Here is a 17,228-nt window from a genome sequence, read left to right on the forward strand (position 1 = left end):
CCCCTATGAACCCTTGCGACCGAAGGTTCAACGTTCGCGCACCGGCCGCGCGCCGAAGCTGACCAGGCTCTCCGCCCCGTCGGCTGCCACCGCCGCGACGCCGACGAAGCTGTCGTCGACGATGATGGACTTCAGCACCGTCTCGGTCTTGTCGCCCGCGACATCGACATGGTTGGTCCAGGCGTCGCTGTCCGCGGAGCGCCAATAGACGCGATACTTGGCTGCACCGGCGACGGCCGGCCATTTCACCGTGGTGTCGGTGGCGAGAGCGCCGCTGAGGATCACCGGCTCGGGCGCGGCGGGGGCGCTGGCCAGGCGGCGCAGCGTCGCGACGTTGAGCGCGGTCACCTTCGCCAGATAGGGGAAGTCCATCCGGTCGACCGTGTCGCCATAGACCTTGCCGCCTTCCGAGCGCAGATCCTGGTGCTGCGCGTCGTAATTCTCGACGCCCACCGAGAAGCGCACCGCCGGATAGCCCAGTGTCAGGAAGGGCGAATGGTCGCCGCCCCGGCCGAACCGATCCGGACGCCGTACCATCAGCACCTTGAGCCCCGCCCCGTCCGCCGCCGCGACACCGCGGATCGCCTTGGCGAGCGCGCGGCTGGGGCCATCATCCTCGCCGCCATCGGCACGCCGCGCCTTTCCCTCCGCCACGGTTTCGGAGTCGCGCGCGCCTTCAGAGAAGACGCGGACGCGGTCCGCCGCGCGGCGCCCGTCCTGGCCGATCGTGTTGCCGACGATATCGTTGTTGAGCACCGCCGAGACGGTCCAGCCGCGTTCCTTGGCCGTCTCCGCCAGCAGCTGCCCGCCGTAGAGCCCCTGCTCCTCGCCCGAGAGCGCGGCATAGACGATGGTCGCCTTGAACTTGTGCTTGGAGAGCAGGCGCGCCGATTCCAGCACCAGCGCCACGCCCGAAGCATCGTCATTGGCGCCGGGGGCGTCGGCGGTTGCGTTCATCACGTCGGTGACGCGACTGTCGATATGGCCCATCACGATGACCACGCGACCCGGCTCGCTGCCGCGCTGGATGCCGAGCACGTCGACGATGCGCACCCCGTTTGGCGCCCGCGGCCCCTTGAACTCGCGCGCGACCTCGCTGGTCTCGATGCACCCGCCGCAGGCCGCACCGATCTTCGTGAGTTCGCCGCCGAACCAGCGCCGCGCCGCGCCGATGCCGCGCGTCGGATTGTCGGGGTCGGAAAGCGTGTGGCGCGTCCCGAAGCTTACCAGCTTTTCGACGGTGGCCTTCAGCCGCTGCGGATCGGGGCGATCCTGCGCGAAGGCGGGCGTGGCGAGCAGGGCGAGCGGCAAAAGAGCAAGGATGCGCATGGGCTTATGCTGACGTGCCCGGCCGCGCCGGTCAATCGACTCAGCTCAGCCGGTCGATCGCATCCATGTCGAGCGAGCCGGGGATGATCATCACCGGCACGGTGAGCTTGCCCGAATCCGCACCGGTGAAGTGCGCGACCAGCTTGCCCGGCGGCCCGCTCGGCGCGGCGCCGAGCACCAGCGCGGCGATGTCGCCATTGGCCGCGAGCATCTCGCGCACCACCTTCGGCCCATCGCCTTCTCGCACCGTGATCGACGGCGTCAGGCCGGATTCGCTGAACAACGTACCCGCCGCGCGCATCACCAGCGCCTCGGCGCGTTCGCGCGCTTCCTCCTCGATCGTGGCCATCACGCCGCCCCATTGGACGAACTCGGCAGGCGGGATCAGCGCCAGGATTTCTACGTTTCCGTCGGTCTTGCTGGCGCGCCGGGCGGCGAAGCGCAGCGCGATTTCGGCCTCGGGCGAATCGTCGATCACCACCAGATAGGTGCGCATGGGGGCCTTCCTTGCAATCCTGCGTTACGTGGACCGGTGCGGGCCGCAGCGCAAGAGCGGGGCTTGACCCTAGGGACTGCGGCGGCAAAGGAGGGGCCAGCCACCCCCAGGACCAACGACGGGAACCTTCATGGGAATCGAAATCAAGATGCCGGCACTTTCTCCCACCATGGAGGAAGGCACGCTTGCCAAGTGGCTCGTCAAGGAAGGCGACACGGTGAAATCCGGCGACCTGCTTGCCGAGATCGAAACCGACAAGGCGACGATGGAATTCGAAGCGGTCGACGAAGGCGTGATCGGGAAGATCATGATCGCCGAAGGGACCGATAATGTGAAGGTCGGTACCGTGATCGCGGTGATGGCCGGCGAAGGCGAGGACGTGTCGTCCGCCACCGCCGCCCCCGCGCCGAGCCCGACCCCTGCGCCTGCTCCGGCGCCGACTCCGGCTGCCAGCGCACCTGCTCCCACGCCGACCCCGGCACCGGCCCAGCCGGCCGCCGCCTCGGGTTCGCGCGTCAAGGCGAGCCCGCTCGCGCGCCGCATCGCTGCCGACAAGGGCGTCGACCTCGCCGGCGTGAGCGGCTCGGGCCCGAACGGCCGCATCGTCAAGGCCGACGTCGAAGGCGCCAAGCCCGGCGCGGCCCCGGCTGCCGCACCGGCCGCCGCTGCCGCGGCCCCCGCCCCGACGGCTGCTCCGGCCGCCGCACCCGCCGAGACCAAGGCGGTCTGGTTCGACGACTCGATCCCGCACGAGGAAGAGAAGCTCTCGAACATCCGAAAGACGATCGCGCGTCGCCTCACCGAGTCGAAGCAGACCGTCCCGCACATCTATCTCACGGTCGACATCCGCCTCGACGCGCTGCTCAAGCTGCGCGGTGAGCTCAACAAGGCGCTCGAAGCGCGCGGCGTGAAGCTGTCCGTCAACGATCTGCTGATCAAGGCGCTCGGCGTCGCGTTGGCGCGCACCCCGAAGTGCAACGTCACCTTCACCGGCGACAAGTTGATCAAGTACAGCCGCGCCGACGTGTCGGTGGCGGTGTCGACCCCGACCGGCCTGATCACCCCGATCGTCAAGGATGCGGCGAACAAGAGCGTCTCGGCGATCGCGACCGAGATGAAGGACCTCGCCGCCCGCGCCCGCGAGGGCAAGCTGCAGCCGCAGGAATATCAGGGCGGCACCGCCAGCCTGTCCAACATGGGCATGTACGGCATCAAGCAGTTCGAAGCGGTGATCAACCCGCCGCAGGGCATGATCATGGCGATCGGCGCGGGCGAGAAGCGCCCGTACATCGTCGACGACGCGCTCGGCGTGGCGACGGTGATGAGCGCCACGGGCAGCTTCGACCACCGCGCCATCGACGGTGCCGACGGGGCCGAGATGATGAAGGTCTTCAAGGAACTCGTCGAAGCCCCGATGGGCATGATCGCCTGATCGGAGCCGGGCGGTGCGCGTTCTCATCGAGGTGCTCCACATCGTCGCGGGCTTGATCGCGGCGTGGATCATCGCGTCGCTCGCCGCCTGGTCCTACCGCCGCGCCACCCACGACATCTGGCTGGTCGCCTATGTCGCGATGGTGGCGGTGGTGGCGATGGGCATCGGGCCGTTGCGGCGCGCCTATGCCGAGGATCGTGCCAGGCTGAACGGACACAAGGAGGCTGCTCGCGATGATTGATCAACAGGGCGGCCCGCCCGACCGCCAGCCGGCGATCCGGGTGACGACGATGCCGGCGGATACCAATCCCTATGGCGACATCTTCGGCGGCTGGCTGATGAGCCAGATGGACATGGCGGCGGGGCTGTTCGCCTCGCGCTATTCCCGCGGTCGTGCGGTCACGGTGGCGGTGGAGGGGATGAAGTTCCACTCCCCCGTCGCGGTGGGCGACGAGGTGTCCGTCTATGCCGAGCTGGTCAAGGTCGGCCGCACCTCGATGACCATCGAGGTCCAGGCCTGGCGCCGCGGCCGGCATGTCGAGGAAAGCTGCCTCGTCACCCAGGCACATTTCGTGTTCGTCGCGATCGACTCCGAAAAGCGCCCGCGGCCGGTGGAACAGATCGCGTAACGCACCCGCGGAGACCGGGCGGCGCATGCAATTCGCCGGCTCCGCATTATGTACTCCCCAGCCCTCCCCTGCCGATGGGAAGGGAGCAGAAGGAAGCAAGTCTTGGCTGAATCCTACGACGTCATCGTTCTCGGCTCGGGCCCCGGCGGCTATGTCGCGGCGATCCGGGCGGCCCAGCTGGGCCTGAAGACCGCCATTGTCGAGCGCGAGTTGCTCGGCGGCATCTGCCTCAACTGGGGCTGCATCCCCACCAAGGCGCTGCTGCGCTCGGCGGAAATCTTCCACTATATGCAGCACGCCAAGGATTACGGCCTGATCGCCAACCAGATCAGCGCCGATCTGGACGCGGTGGTGAAGCGCTCGCGCGGCGTCGCCAAGCAGCTCAATCAGGGCGTCACGCACCTGATGAAGAAGAACAAGATCGCCGTGCACATGGGCACCGGCGTGCTCACCGCGAAGGGCAAGCTGACCGTCACCGCGGCCGACGGCAAGAAGACCGACCTGGAAGCGAAGAACATCATCGTCGCGACCGGCGCCCGCGCCCGCGACCTGCCCTTCGCCAAGGCCGACGGCAAGCGCATCTGGACCTATCGCCACGCGATGACGCCGACCGAGATGCCGACCAAGCTGCTGGTCATCGGCTCGGGCGCGATCGGCGTGGAGTTCGCCAGCTTCTACAACGACATGGGCGCCAAGGTTACGATCGTCGAAATGCTCGACCGGATCGTGCCGGTGGAAGACAAGGACGTCTCCGCACACCTGGAAAAGGCGTTCAAGAAGCAGGGGATGACCATCCTCACCCAGACCGGCGTCGACAAGCTCGACGTGACTGCAACGGGCGTGAAGGCGTCGATCAAGGACAAGGACGGTAAGGTCACCGTCGAGGAATTCAGCCACGTCATCGTCGCGATCGGCATCGTGCCGAACACCGAGAACATCGGCTTGGAGACGCTGGGCGTGAAGACCGAGCGCGGCCATATCGTCACCGACGGTGCCTGCCGCACCAATGTCGACGGGCTGTGGGCGATCGGCGACGTCACCGCGCCGCCCTGGCTCGCGCACAAGGCCAGCCATGAGGGCGTGATCGCGGTGGAGGCGATCAACGGCGGCCACCCGCACGCGATGGACCCGCGCAACATCCCGGGCTGCACCTATTGCCACCCGCAGATCGCCAGCGTCGGCCTCACCGAGGCCAAGGCCAAGGAAGCGGGCTACGAGGTCAAGGTCGGCAACTTCCCGTTCATCGGCAACGGCAAGGCGATCGCGCTGGGCGAGCCGGAAGGCTTCGTGAAGACCGTGTTCGACGCCAAGACCGGCGAACTGCTCGGTGCGCACATGATCGGCGCGGAAGTGACCGAGATGATTCAGGGCTACACGATCGGCAAGACCGGCGAGCTGACCGAGGCCGAGCTGATGGAAACGGTGTTCCCGCACCCGACGATCAGCGAGACGATGCACGAGGCCGTGCTCGGCGCCTACGGCAAGGCACTCCACATCTGATCCGGCGGCGGCGCACCCCGCGCCGCCCGCCTTCAAAAAACAAGCTCCGGCCCGGGCACTCACCGGGCCGGAGCCGTTTCAGGCCGCGCCGTCGCGCCGCCCTGCTGGCCTCGATGCGGGGGAACACATCGAGACAAGCCCGACATCGTAGCCGGGCTGAGCCCTCAAGCCTCGGCGAGCGCCTGCTGGGACGCGCGCTCGAGTTCCAGCCCGATCGGGCCTTCGCCTTGATAGGTCATCGTGCCGTCGAGCTCGGCGCCGCTGCCCTTGGCGTTGATCGCCACGACGCCCTGGTTGGTGCGGCAGCCCAGCACCCAGGTGCCGCCCGGATGCCAGGGCTGGTCGTTGCCGCCCCATTGGTTCACCACGCTGTACGTGTTGGCCATGATCAGCGTGCCGCGGAAGCCGATCGGCCCCTCGCCCTTGTAGGTGATCGAGCCCGCCAGCGTCTTGCCGGCGTCGCCGCTCGACACGTCGATCGCGACGACCGGCTGGTCCGGCCGGCAGCCGAGCACCCATAGACCACCGGGATGCAACGGCGCCTGGTCGCCGCCCCACTGGTTCTGCGCGTCATAGGCGACGCCGTCGGACACGGCCGCTTTCACCCCGATATCGCCTTCGCCCTGATAGCGCATCGTGCCGGTGAGCGTCTGCCCCTGGTCATTGGAATGGAGATCGAAGGCGACCGCATTCTGGCCGTTGCGCGCGCCGAGCAGGAACAGGCCGGCATCGTGCCACGGCGCATTGGGGCCGCCCCACTGGTTCTCGACGCGATAGCTGTTGGTCGTCACCAGCGTCGCGCGCACGCCGATCGGGCCCTCGCCCTGATAGGTCATCGTGCCGGTGAAGCTGTGCCCGCCGTCGCCCGACTGGATCTTCAGCGCGATCGGGCGCTGGTCGGCGCGGTTGCCGATGTTGAAGATGCCGCCTTCGTGCCAGGGCGCGCTGCTGCCACCCCATTGATTCTGGATCGCATAGACCGTCATTGTTCCTCTCCTGCCAGATTGTACATTCGGGCATCGTTTGCCACGCATTGACGGAGCGAATGCAAACGACTGCAAACAGACTTGGCCTATAGGGCCAACCCTGCTCCTTACGGTTGTTATATCGTTGTTTTGCCACCCCGTGGGCGCGACGACTCGCTTCCACAGATTCATTTTACGCTACTTGGATTACTTCGCAATAAGTACGTAGCGCACTTTACAGCTAAGCGAAGTATCTGCCGGTATACTCTGCGCAATTTGCTTGCTCCGCCGACGAACCGCCCTCCGGGCGCGAGGGCCAGCGCTAGCGTCGCGAGGCGTTCCCTCCTAGAGTCGCGCGCCACTCGTCCGCCAGGAAAGCAGCTCGATGACCATGCACCGCTCGCGTTCCCAGGCCTTTGGCGGATCGCCGATCGGCCGGAGCGGGCGAGCGGTGCAGCGTCGGCCGATCGGCACCCGGCGCAAGGCACTGTCGGCGCTGGTCGTCGCGGTACTGCTTGCCGGCATCACCCTCGCCTTCTTCTGGCCGGGCGTCGCCAGCTATGACAGCGTCGTCCAGTATCAGCAGGTGCTGCGCGGCGAGTATGACGACTGGCACCCGCCGGCGATGGCGCGGCTCTGGGCCCTGTTCCACGGCCTGGGCTGGCGCGGGCAGGCGCCGATGTTCGTGCTGCAGGTGCTGCTCTACTGGAGCGGGCTGGCACTGTTCGCCGGCGCACTTGCCCGGCGGGGGCAGTCGATTGCCGCGCTCGTCGTGCTGTTGTTCGGCATCTGGCCGCCGGTGCTCGGCTGGCAGGTCGCGGTGCTCAAGGACGGGCAGATGGCGGGCGCGATCCTCGCCGCGGTGGGCCTGGCGAGCTGGTGGCGGCTCGACGACCGGCGACTGCCGTTCTGGGCGGCGGCGCTGGTGCTGGTGCTGCTCGGCTACGCCACGCTGGTGCGGTTCAACGCCGCCTTCGCCACCGTGCCGCTCGCCTTCGGCGTGCTCGGCGGCTGGCGCTGGGATCGACCCCGTTTCCAGCTGGTGCTGGTCCTCGCCGCGACCGCCGCGGTTATCGGCGTGCTGACGCCGATCAACCAGCGGCTGCTGCACGCCGCGCCGAGCGGCGTCGAGCGTTCGCTGCCGCTGTTCGATCTCGCCGGCATCGCCCATCATGCCGGCCCGCAGGCGGTGCCCCAAGTGCCTGCCCGACTGTGGCGCCGCGCCGAGGCGAGGGGCTGCCTCACTTCGATCCTGTGGGACCCGATCGGCGACGAAAAGGCGTGCGGCTATATCGTCGACACCCTCCAGCGCGCCGCGCCCGGCAACAAGCTGCGCAGCGCGTGGATCGAGGCCATCGCCATCCATCCGCTGGCCTATGCCGAGCACCGGATCGCGCACTGGAACAGCGAGATGCGGCTTTGGATGCCCGCCACCATGCCCGGCACCGGGCCGCTGGCGCGCTCCGAGCCCAACACGCTCGGCCTCGCCCCGCCCGACAAGCGGATCACCGGCTTCCAGAAGCTCGGCTACACCCTCGCGAGCAGTGCGGCGGGGGCGCCGATCCTGTGGTTCGCGGTGGCGCTGGGCGTGCTGTTCTGCAGTTGGCCGGCGCGCGACGGCGCGGGCGGTCTGGCGGTGACACTGGCGCTTTCGGCGATCCTCACCGAACTGGCGTTCGGCGTGGTCGGGGTCGCCTCGGACTATCGCTACCATGTCTGGGGCATGCTTGCCGCCGGGCTGGCGCTGCTCGCCGCCAGCGGTACCCGGCCGCCGCCGCACCGTGTGCTGGTTGCGGTGCTCGGCGTCGTGGCAGTCGCCGCGGTGGTGATCGTCGCGCGCTGGACTCTGCCACCGGCGCTGCCGCCCCTCTGAACGCGCCCTCTTTAGTCGGAGTAGAATCCGTGGCATGGCTGCCCTGAGAAAAGATCAGGGAGGATCCATGCTTCGGAAGACATTGCTTTGCGGCGCGGCACTGCTGCTCGCGCCCGCACCCGTGCTGGCGCAGGACGTGACCGTCACCGTCGATGCCGCCGCTAAACCCGGGCCGGTGATCGATCGCCACATCTTCGGCCAGTTCGCCGAGCATCTCGGCAGCGGCATCTATGGCGGCATCTGGGTGGGCAAGGACTCAGCCATTCCCAACACGCGGGGCATCCGCAAGGACGTGGTTGCGGCGCTGCGTGCCATCAAAGTGCCGGTGGTGCGCTGGCCCGGCGGCTGCTTCGCCGACGAATATCATTGGCGCGACGGCATCGGCCCGCAGGACAAGCGCCGCAGCAGCGTGAACACCAACTGGGGCGGATCGGGCGAACCCAACAGCTTCGGCACCGACGAGTTCATGGACTTTGCCGACCAGGTGGGCGCCGAGGCCTATGTCTCGGTCAATGTCGGCTCGGGCACGATCCAGGAGGCCGCCGACTGGCTCGCCTATATGACCGCCGACCCCTCCACCACCGCAGGCAAGGAGCGTGCGGCCAACGGCCATGTCGCACCCTACAAGGTGAAGTGGCTGGGCCTCGGCAACGAAAGCTGGGGCTGCGGCGGATCGATGCGGCCCGACGCCTATATCGACCTGATGAAGCGCTTCGCCCGCTTCACCCACAATCTCGATCCGGTGCAGGGCGAGAAGGGCAAGGAGCCGATGCAGCGCATCGCCGTCGGCCCCAACGACAACGACACCAGCTATACCGAAGCGGTGATGGCGGCGTGGAAGGGCCATGACTGGGCGTGGAACATCGAAGGCCTGTCAATGCACGCCTATACCACCGGCGGCTGGCCGCCCTCCTATCCGAGCGTCGGCTTCGACGAGACCGGCTATGCCAAGCTGGTCAAGGCAGCGCTGGCGATGGACGGGATGATCGCCAAGCACTCGGCGATTATGGACAAGTACGATCCGGACAAGAAGGTGCCGCTGATCGTCGACGAATGGGGCGTGTGGCTGGCGCCGCTGCCGGGCACCAATCCGGGCTTCCTCTACCAGCAGAATTCGCTGCGCGACGCGATCATCGCCGCGCTGCACCTCAACATCTTCGCGCGCCATGCCGACCGCGTGCGGATGACCAACATCGCCCAGATGATCAACGTGCTCCAGGCGATGATCCTCACCGACAAGGAGAAGATGGTCCTCACGCCGACCTACCACGTGTTCCGCATGTACGTTCCGTTCCAGGATGCGCAGGCGGTGCCGGTGTCCTTCGATGCCGGGACCTACACGCACGACGGCGTGACCATGCCGCGCGTCGACGCGATCGCGGCGCGGGGCAAGGACGGCAAATTGTGGCTGGCGGTGACCAACCTCAATGCCGGCAAGCCGGCGCGCGTGGCGGTGAAGTTCGCCGGCGTGACGGCGAAGAGTGCTGCGGGCGAGGTGCTGACGGCGGCGAAGGTCGATGCGGTCAACAGCTTCGAGGCGCCGAATACCGTGGTGCCCAAGCCGATCCGCGGCAGCGTAGCCAAGGGCGCGGTGACGCTGGAACTGCCGGCGAAGTCGGTGGCGGTCGTCGAAATCGGGGGGTAACGCCCCGGTTCTTTCGCACCCCTCCCGCTTGCGGGAGGGGACGGGGGAGGGCCTGACGTGGACGAAGCGCCGCGACAGTCCAGCCCCTCCCCTAACCCCTCCCGCAAGCGGGAGGGGAACTTGGATTACAGCGTCTTCACCGCCGTCAGCCCGGTGTCTTCCACCTGCGCCAGCGGATTGCGCAGCGGCAGCGTGAACGGCGCCGCCTCGATCTCGAACGTGTCGCCCACTTCCGTCTTCACCCCGTCGCTGAACGACAGCGTCGCGGTGCCGAAGAAGTGGACGTGGACGTCGCCGGGCTGGCGGAACAGGCCGTATTTGAAGTGGTGATGCTCCAGGTTCGCGAGGCTGTGCGACATGTTGGTTTCGCCCGAGAGGAACGGCTTTTCCCACAGGGTCGCACCGTCGCGGACGATGCGGCTGGTGCCGCGCACGTCGCTCGGCGCCGCGCCGACCAGCAGCTCGGGCCCGAGTGCCGCCTGGCGCAGCTTGGAATGCGCGAGCCAGAGGTAATTGTGCCGCTCGGTCACATGGTCGCTGAACTCGTTGGCAAGGCACAGGCCGAGGCGGAACGGCGTGCCGTCGGGGCCGATCAGATAGATGCCGGCGAGCTCGGGCTCCTCGCCGCCGTCCTGGGCGAAGCCGGGCATCGCCAGCGTCTCGCCGGGACCGACCAGATGATGGCCATTGCCCTTGTAGAACCATTCCGGCTGCTGCCCGATCGCGCCCGCACCCGGCTTGCCGCCCTCGACGCCTTCGAGGAACATCCGCATGGAGTCGGTCTTGTGCTCGGCGGCCGCCGCGTCGCGGTGCATCTTGTCGCGGCCCTCGGCCGATCCGAGATGGGTGAGGCCGGTGCCGGTCAGCACCAGATGCGCGGCATCCGGATGATCGATCGGCGCGAGCAGCTGGCCCGCCGCCAGCGCCGCCGCCGGATCGGCGTCGCCGTCGCGACCCGCCGCCGCCACCGCTTCGGCCAGCGACTGGCCCGCTTCGATCGCGTGCAGCGCCAGGCTGCGGATATCGGCGAAACCGCGGACGAAGCGCGCGCCGCTCTCATCGGCGGCGATTACCCGCCGCTGTCCGTCCGCCCCTCGATACTGCATCAGCCGCAACGCCATCGAACCACTCCTTAGTCTCGGTTTAGTCCGACTTATTAGCCTGCGTCCCGCTTGGCAATCGCGCATCGTTTGCGAGACGGCACGGCTTCGCGCTACATGGGAAGATATGCAGGAGAGCGAGCGGATGGCATTGGACGATCAGGCGGACGGCGTGGACGAGGCAGGCGTACAGCCGATCACCCGCACGCCCAAGGGCTCGGGCCGCCGCCTGCGCGGGGCAATCGCCCATTATCTCGGCACCCAGATTGTCTCCGGCGCAATCGCGCCCGGCGAGAAGCTGACCGGCGAAGTCGCCAATGCCGAAGCGCTCGACGTGTCGCGCAGCGCCTATCGCGAAGCGGTGCAGGTGCTCACCGCCAAGGGGCTGGTCGAAAGCCGCCCCAAGGCCGGTACCCGCGTGCTGCCGCGCGCGCGGTGGAACATGCTCGATCCGCAGGTGCTCGCCTGGGCGTTCTCGGGCGAGCCCGACACCGATTTCGTCCGCGACCTGTTCGAGCTGCGCGCGGTGGTCGAGCCGGCCGCCGCCCGCCTCGCCGCCGAGCGCCGCGACCGCGACGACGTCAAGGCGATGCGCGACGCGCTCACCAAGATGCGCCGCCACACGCTGGCGACGGATGCCGGCCGCGCGGCGGACCGCGACTTCCACGATGCGCTGCTGGAGGCGACGCACAACAATGCGCTGGTCGCGCTGAGCGCCAGCATCGGCGCGGCGGTGAGTTGGACCACGAAGTACAAGCAGCGCGCCCGCGCCCTGCCGCGCGATCCGGTGCCCGATCATATCAAGGTGTTCGACGCGATCGCGGCGGGGGATCCCGAGGCTGCTGCGGCGGCAATGCGCACGCTGGTCGACCTCGCGCTGGAAGACACCCGCCTTTCGATGTGAGGGCGCCCCCTCCACCACCGCCGTTGGCGGTGGTCCCCCTCCCCCGCTTCGCGGGAGAGGAAATGCTATCCCGCTGCACCGCTAGCGTTTCCTCCCTCGGAGCGTAGCTCCGGGGGAGGGGGACCGCGCCGCGCCAGCGGCGTGGTGGAGGGGACCCTCCCGCACAAACGAAAAGGGCGCCGCCCGCGGCGACGCCCCCTCCACCACCGCCTCCGGCGGCGGTCCCCCTCCCCCGCTTGCGCGAGGGAGGAAACGCGTACTCCTCAATCCTCGATCGCGTTGGTCGGCTTGCTGCCCCACAGCGCGTAGAACAGGATGTACAGCTCGCAGATCGCGGTCAGCAGGAACGAGTGCTGCAGGCCGTAAGCATCGGCAATCCATCCCTGCACAACGACCAGTGCGCCGCCTGCAATCGCCATGATCAGCAGCCCCGAGCCTTCCTCGGTCAGCGGCCCGAGGCCCTTGATGCCGAGCGAGAAAATCGTCGGGAACATGATCGAGTGGCACAGGCCGACCAGAATCAGCGACCACATCGCCGCAGGGCCGGTCAGGAACGTTGCCCCCAACATCACGATGAATGCGCCGATCGAGAAGCCGGCAAGTACCGTCCCGGCGGGCACCTTCTGCATAATGAACGAACCGGCGAAGCGCCCGATCATCATACCGCCCCAGAGGAGGGCCAGGTAGCGGGATGCTTCGTTCTGGGTGATGTTGGCGATCCCGGGCTGCGACACGAAGTTGATGAACAGGTTGGCGACGCCGATCTCGGCAATCAGGTAAATGAAGATCGCCGGCACGCCAAAGACAAGGTTGCGGTGCTTCCAGAGCGAGTGGTTCTTGCGGTCTTCCTTGGCAACGCGGCTGGTGGCCGAACCCATCGCAGGCAGCGGGAAGCGCGCAATAACGATTGCGAGCACGACCAGCACAACGGCGACCAGCGCGTAGGGCAGCATTACCGACTGCGCGTCGGCCAGACGTTCAGCTTGGGTGAGCGCCGTTGCGCCAGCTTCCGCCGTGCCGCCCTTCGAACGGCCGAGGATCAGATAGCCCGCGAACAGCGGCGCCAACGTGGTGCCGAGCGAATTGAATGCTTGGACGAGGTTGAGACGAGACGACCCCGTCTCAGACGGGCCGATCACCGTGACATAGGGATTGGCAGCCACCTGCAGCAGGGTGATGCCGCTGGCGATAACGAACAGCATCAACAGTGTGACACCGTAGGAAGGCAGGCTTGCCGCCAGCGTCATGCCCGCCGCGCCCGCCGCCATGACGAGCAGGCCGACCACCAGCGACTTCTGGTAGCCGATCCGCTCGATCAGCTTAGCCGAAGGAATCGAAGCGACGAAATAGGCAATGAACCAGACGCTCTCGATCAGCGTAGTCTGGGTGTAATTCAGGTTGAACACGCTGCGCAGGTGCGGCAGCAGCGTGTTGTTGATCACGGTGATGAAGCCCCACATGAAGAACAGCGTGGCCAGCAGGGCCAATGCGCGTCCGTAATTTGTTGGGGAAGAAGCCTGCCCGGCCCCCGCCGGAGCAGCTTTTGACGTCGGCACGACCGCCATGCTGGTATGATCCTCTCGTTTTTTGCCACGGGCAGACGCGGCGGGGTTGCTCTTCGCTTTCTAGTCGGAGTATTCACCCGAGCGTCCAGCGTCAACGGCCGCGTCGCCGCTTGCAGCAGCGATAACCGATAGGGAGAGGCATTGCATGAATTATCTTATCAAGGGCGCGCTGCTCGCCACCGCGATGATTCCGCTGTCCGCACAGGCCGGCGAAGCGACCCGCGCGGCCTTCGGCACCACCGCCGATGGCCAGAAGGTGGAGGCGATCACCCTCACCAACGGCCACGGCATGCGCGCCACGATCCTCAGCTACGGCGCCATCCTCCAGTCGCTGTCGGCGCCCGATCGCAACGGCAAGTCCGATGACGTGACGCTCGGCTACAATGACATGAAGGGCTATCTGGTCGCCCCGAACTATTTCGGCGCCACCGTCGGCCGCTATGCCAATCGCATCAAGGGCGGCACCTTCAGCATCGACGGCAAGACCTACACCCTCGCCAAAAACAATGGCCCCAACGCGCTGCACGGCGGCCTGAAGGGCTTCGACAAGCGCCTGTGGACGGTCGAGAAGGTGGCGAGCGGCGATAGCGCCAGCGTCACCCTGCGCTATGTCGCGGCGGACGGCGAGGAAGGCTATCCCGGCCAGCTCACCGTCACCGCCACCTATGCGCTGAACGAGAAGAACGAGCTGTCGGTCGAGTACACCGCGACCACGACCAAGCCGACCATCGTCAACATCACCAACCACAGCTTCTTCAACCTGGCCGGCGAAGCCTCGCAGCGCTCGATCTACGACAACGTCCTGACGATCCCAGCCGAGACCACCACCCCGGTCGACAAGACGCTGATCCCCACCGGGCAGCTCCGCCCGGTCGAGGGCACGCCGTTCGATTTCCGCAAGCCGACCGTGATCGGTGCCCGCATCCGCGACGGCCGCGATCCGCAGATCGTCTTCGGCCAGGGCTATGACGAGAATTTCGTGATCGCCAAGACCGCGTCGGCGCAGCCGGTGCTGCATGCGCGGGTGGAAGATCCGTCGAGCGGCCGGGTGATGGAGATCCTCTCCAACCAGCCGGGCGTGCAATTCTATACCGGCAACTTCCTCGACGGCACCGCGGTCGGCAAGTCCAACCACGCCTATCGCCAGGGCGACGCACTCGCCCTCGAGCCGCAGGTCTTCCCGGATACGCCGAACCAGCCGGCACTCGGCTCGGCGCGGCTCAATCCGGGGCAGACGTACCGCAACGTGATCGTCTATCGCTTCTCGACGACCAACTGACCTTCTCCTCCCGCAAGGCTTTTCCGATGACCGACTCTGCTCCCAAGCTGCGCAGCCGCGCCTGGTTCGACAACCCTGACAACGTTGATATGACCGCGCTCTATCTCGAGCGCTATCTCAACTACGGGCTGAGCCTGGAGGAACTGCGCTCGGGCAAGCCGATCATCGGGATCGCCCAGACGGGCTCGGACCTGAGCCCCTGCAACCGCCACCACCTCGTCCTCGCAGAACGCATCCGCGAAGGCATCCGCGAGGCGGGCGGCATCGCAATCGAGTTCCCGGTCCACCCGATCCAGGAAACCGGCAAGCGACCGACCGCCGGTCTCGATCGCAACCTCGCCTATCTCGGCCTGGTCGAATTGCTCTATGGCTATCCGATTGACGGCGTGGTGCTGACCACCGGCTGCGACAAGACCACCCCGGCCTGCCTGATGGCGGCGGCGACGGTGAACATCCCGGCGATCGCGCTGTCGGTCGGGCCGATGCTCAACGGCTGGCACCGCGGCGAGCGCACCGGCTCGGGCACGATCGTGTGGAAGGCGCGTGAACTGCTCGCGGCCGGCGAGATCGACGACGAGGGCTTCATCCGTCTGGTCAGCTCCTCGGCGCCGTCGACCGGCTATTGCAACACGATGGGCACGGCGACGACGATGAACAGCCTCGCCGAGGCGCTGGGCATGATGCTGCCGGGCTCGGCGGCGATCCCCGCCCCGTACCGTGACCGCCAGGAAGTCGCCTACCGCACCGGCAAGCGCATCGTCGACATGGTGGCCGAGGACCTCAAGCCCTCCGACATCCTGACCCGCGAAGCCTTCCTCAACGCGATCGTCGTCAACTCGGCGATCGGCGGCTCGACCAACGCGCCGATCCACCTGGCCGCGATCGCCCGCCATGTCGGCGCCGAGCTCGCGCTCGACGACTGGCAGACCCACGGCCACAAGGTGCCGCTGCTGGTCAATCTGCAACCCGCCGGCGAGTATCTGGGCGAGGATTATTACCGCGCCGGCGGCGTGCCCGCCGTGGTCGCCCAGCTGATGCAGCAGGGGCTGATCCACGAGAATGCGATCACCGCCAACGGCAAGACCATCGGCGAGAATTGCCGGGATGCCACGATCGAGGACGAGAAGGTCATTCGCCGCTTCGAAGAGCCGCTGGTGAACGAGGCCGGCTTCATCGTGCTGCGCGGCAATCTCTTCGACGCGGCGATCATGAAGACTAGCGTGATCGGTCCCGAATTCCGCGACCGCTACCTCTCCAACCCGAACGATCCCGAGGCGTTCGAAGGCCCGGTCGTGGTGTTCGACGGCCCCGAGGATTATCACCACCGCATCGACGATCCCGCCGTGGGCATCACCACCGACACGCTGCTGGTGATGCGCGGCGCGGGTCCGATCGGCTATCCGGGCGCGGCCGAGGTCGTCAACATGCGCGCGCCGGCCTATCTGATCCGAGAAGGCGTGCATGCGCTGCCGTGCATCGGCGACGGCCGCCAGTCGGGCACCTCGGCCTCGCCGTCGATCCTCAATGCCTCGCCCGAGGCGGCGGCGATGGGCGGCCTCGCGCTGCTCAAGACCGGCGACCGAGTGCGGATCGACCTCAAGCGCGGCACCGCCGATGTGCTGATCCCGGCCGACGAGCTCGCCGAGCGCCGCCGCGTGCTGGCCGAGGCGGGCGGCTATGCCTATCCGGCCTCGCAGACGCCGTGGCAGGCGATCCAGCGCGCCGTGGTCGGCCAGATGAACACCGGTGCGATCCTGGAGGGCGCCGAGCAGTTCCAGCGCATCGCCCAGACCCACGGCGTGCCCCGCGACAACCACTGATCCTTGCGGGCGGTGCGGCGGCTGGCTAGCCCCGCCGCACCACCCCTCGAGGAACGCCCATGTCCGACCTAACCCATCGCCTCGCCCAGCCCGATGACCTGGAGGCGCTGCGGGCGGTGATGGCCCGCGCGATCGCGCAGCTCCAGCACGGTTTCCTCACCCCCGAGCAGGTCGCCGCCAGCCACCAGGTGATGGGCCTCGACACCCAGTTGATCGCCGACCAGACCTATTTCCTCGTCGAGGACGGTGCTGGCACGATCGCCGGCTGCGGCGGCTGGTCCTACCGCGCGACGCTGTACGGTGGGGACGCGAGCATCGTCGCGCGCGAACCCCAGCGGCTCGACCCCGCACACGATGCCGCCAAGATCCGGGCGATGTACACCAATCCGGACTTCACCCGCCGCGGCGTCGGTCGGCGCGTGCTCGGCCTGTGCGAGGAAGCCGCCCGCGCCGCCGGCTTCGCTCGCGCCGAGATGATGGCGACCATGGCCGGCGTACCGCTCTACGAGGCCTGTGGCTATCGCGCCGTCGAGCCGATCCTGTCTGCACCCATCGACGGCGTGCGCGTGCCGCTGGTGCGGATGGAGAAAGCGATCCGCTAGAGCAATTTCACATTGACCGTTGATATCCAGCGGCCTGGAAGAAGTTGGCACATTGGCAGGGCGGGAAGCGATCAAGCAGTTCGCCGATG

General features: G+C 67.5%; 15 protein-coding genes. 10 read left to right on the plus strand and 5 right to left on the minus strand.

Features of this window, described 5'->3' with window-relative positions:
* Window positions 1-27: 27 nt before the first annotated feature.
* Both ABIC35_RS11505 and ABIC35_RS11510 read right to left on the minus strand, forming a co-directional pair.
* Window positions 28-1,329 (minus strand): M28 family metallopeptidase, encoded by a 1,302-nt coding sequence (locus ABIC35_RS11505; RefSeq protein ID WP_121073811.1) that lies wholly within the window; start codon window positions 1,327-1,329, stop codon window positions 28-30.
* Between the two features lie 40 nt (window positions 1,330-1,369).
* The gene (locus ABIC35_RS11510; protein WP_121073808.1) at window positions 1,370-1,825 is read right to left on the minus strand and encodes a universal stress protein; all 456 of its coding nucleotides are present in this window, start codon (window positions 1,823-1,825) and stop codon (window positions 1,370-1,372) included.
* A gap of 130 nt (window positions 1,826-1,955) precedes the next feature.
* Here ABIC35_RS11510 and ABIC35_RS11515 point away from each other — a divergent pair, with 130 nt between their 5' ends.
* The 4 genes from ABIC35_RS11515 (at window position 1,956) to lpdA (ending at window position 5,386) form a co-directional block, all read left to right on the plus strand.
* On the plus strand, window positions 1,956-3,257 hold the full coding sequence (locus tag ABIC35_RS11515; RefSeq protein WP_121073805.1) for a pyruvate dehydrogenase complex dihydrolipoamide acetyltransferase: 1,302 nt from the start codon (window positions 1,956-1,958) through the stop codon (window positions 3,255-3,257).
* 13 nt (window positions 3,258-3,270) lie between these two features.
* Window positions 3,271-3,498 carry a hypothetical protein gene (locus ABIC35_RS11520; protein ID WP_121073802.1) on the plus strand — a complete coding sequence of 76 codons (228 nt, stop codon included), beginning with the start codon at window positions 3,271-3,273 and terminating at the stop codon, window positions 3,496-3,498.
* On the plus strand, window positions 3,491-3,886 hold the full coding sequence (locus ABIC35_RS11525; protein ID WP_121073799.1) for an acyl-CoA thioesterase: 396 nt from the start codon (window positions 3,491-3,493) through the stop codon (window positions 3,884-3,886). The genes ABIC35_RS11520 and ABIC35_RS11525 overlap by 8 nt, the downstream gene beginning before the upstream one ends.
* A 102-nt stretch (window positions 3,887-3,988) precedes the next feature.
* Complete coding sequence (lpdA, locus tag ABIC35_RS11530) at window positions 3,989-5,386, plus strand: dihydrolipoyl dehydrogenase (protein ID WP_121073796.1); 1,398 nt, start codon at window positions 3,989-3,991, stop codon at window positions 5,384-5,386.
* A 164-nt stretch (window positions 5,387-5,550) separates the two neighbouring features.
* Here lpdA and ABIC35_RS11535 read toward each other — a convergent pair whose 3' ends face one another.
* A complete protein-coding gene (locus ABIC35_RS11535; protein WP_121073793.1) occupies window positions 5,551-6,372 on the minus strand; it encodes a lectin OAA family protein in 822 nt (273 codons plus the stop codon).
* Window positions 6,373-6,736: 364 nt separating this feature from the next.
* On the opposite strand from ABIC35_RS11535, the gene ABIC35_RS11540 reads away from it, so the two are divergent.
* The gene (locus ABIC35_RS11540) at window positions 6,737-8,224 is read left to right on the plus strand and encodes a hypothetical protein (RefSeq protein ID WP_354278442.1); all 1,488 of its coding nucleotides are present in this window, start codon (window positions 6,737-6,739) and stop codon (window positions 8,222-8,224) included.
* Window positions 8,225-8,291: 67 nt separating this feature from the next.
* Complete coding sequence (locus ABIC35_RS11545; RefSeq protein WP_121073790.1) at window positions 8,292-9,869, plus strand: alpha-N-arabinofuranosidase; 1,578 nt, start codon at window positions 8,292-8,294, stop codon at window positions 9,867-9,869.
* Window positions 9,870-9,994: 125 nt separating this feature from the next.
* Here the strand turns inward: ABIC35_RS11545 and araD1 are convergent, their stop codons facing one another.
* Window positions 9,995-10,990: an AraD1 family protein gene (gene araD1 / locus ABIC35_RS11550; RefSeq protein WP_121073787.1), complete on the minus strand. Its 996-nt coding sequence runs from the start codon at window positions 10,988-10,990 to the stop codon at window positions 9,995-9,997.
* Between the two features lie 124 nt (window positions 10,991-11,114).
* Here araD1 and ABIC35_RS11555 point away from each other — a divergent pair, with 124 nt between their 5' ends.
* Complete coding sequence (locus tag ABIC35_RS11555) at window positions 11,115-11,873, plus strand: FadR/GntR family transcriptional regulator (RefSeq protein ID WP_121079123.1); 759 nt, start codon at window positions 11,115-11,117, stop codon at window positions 11,871-11,873.
* Window positions 11,874-12,136: 263 nt separating this feature from the next.
* Here ABIC35_RS11555 and ABIC35_RS11560 read toward each other — a convergent pair whose 3' ends face one another.
* Window positions 12,137-13,438: a sugar MFS transporter gene (locus ABIC35_RS11560; protein WP_121073784.1), complete on the minus strand. Its 1,302-nt coding sequence runs from the start codon at window positions 13,436-13,438 to the stop codon at window positions 12,137-12,139.
* A 145-nt stretch (window positions 13,439-13,583) separates the two neighbouring features.
* Between ABIC35_RS11560 and ABIC35_RS11565 the strand changes: the two genes are divergently transcribed.
* The 3 genes from ABIC35_RS11565 to ABIC35_RS11575 are packed head-to-tail and all read left to right on the plus strand — an operon-like array spanning window position 13,584 to window position 17,139.
* Window positions 13,584-14,717, plus strand: a complete 1,134-nt coding sequence (locus ABIC35_RS11565) for an aldose epimerase family protein (RefSeq protein ID WP_121073781.1) — start codon at window positions 13,584-13,586, stop codon at window positions 14,715-14,717.
* A 26-nt stretch (window positions 14,718-14,743) separates the two neighbouring features.
* Window positions 14,744-16,537 carry an IlvD/Edd family dehydratase gene (locus ABIC35_RS11570; protein WP_121073778.1) on the plus strand — a complete coding sequence of 598 codons (1,794 nt, stop codon included), beginning with the start codon at window positions 14,744-14,746 and terminating at the stop codon, window positions 16,535-16,537.
* Between the two features lie 59 nt (window positions 16,538-16,596).
* Window positions 16,597-17,139 (plus strand): GNAT family N-acetyltransferase, encoded by a 543-nt coding sequence (locus ABIC35_RS11575; protein WP_121073775.1) that lies wholly within the window; start codon window positions 16,597-16,599, stop codon window positions 17,137-17,139.
* Window positions 17,140-17,228 lie beyond the last annotated feature (89 nt).

This window comes from Sphingomonas trueperi (assembly GCF_040545965.1).
Taxonomy (GTDB): domain Bacteria; phylum Pseudomonadota; class Alphaproteobacteria; order Sphingomonadales; family Sphingomonadaceae; genus Sphingomonas; species Sphingomonas trueperi_C.